This is a genomic window from Halorhodospira abdelmalekii (assembly GCF_016583625.1).
Lineage (GTDB): Bacteria > Pseudomonadota > Gammaproteobacteria > Nitrococcales > Halorhodospiraceae > Halorhodospira > Halorhodospira abdelmalekii.
On the sequence record NZ_NRRN01000143.1, the window covers coordinates 1 to 570 of the forward strand.

1 protein-coding gene is annotated in these 570 nt (G+C 67.4%); it reads left to right on the top strand.

What is annotated here, in order from left to right:
• A partial coding sequence (locus CKO15_RS13860) for a DEAD/DEAH box helicase (protein ID WP_200197428.1) occupies positions 1-570 on the top strand: 570 nt, incomplete at both ends.

A 570-nucleotide genomic window follows, 5' to 3' on the forward strand; every position in this document is an offset into this window, starting at 1 on the left:
CGCGACCCATCTTGCGCGGGTGCGGACCCTCATCATCGATGAGATCCACTCACTCGCCGCGACCAAACGCGGCGCGCACTTAGCCTTATCGCTCGAGCGCCTGACCGCGCGCTGCGAGCAGGATCCACAACGCATCGGACTCTCAGCGACCGTGCGCCCACTATCCGAAGCGGCACTCTATCTCGGTGGTGTCCGCCCCGTGGAAATCGTGGATGCCGCCGCGCCACCGCGGCTCGACATTCAGGTGCGGGTCCCCGTACCCGATATGGAACGGCCACCCGAGCCGCCCACTGACGCCGGGGCGCAAGGCGGTTCGATCCTGGGTGAGCTCTATCAGCGCACCCTGCCCCGACCACCCGCGGACAAGGGGATGTGGTCGGCGCTCCATCCGGCCCTGCTCAGTGAGATCCGTGCGCATCGCTCGACCATCCTCTTCGTCAACAGTCGGGGCCTGTGCGAACGTCTGTGTCAACGGCTGAACGAACTCGCCGCAACGCAGGACGTCCCCGCCGGTGAGCCGGTGGCCGATCCCTCCTCCCAAACCACGGCGGCACCCGACACGGCACTGGT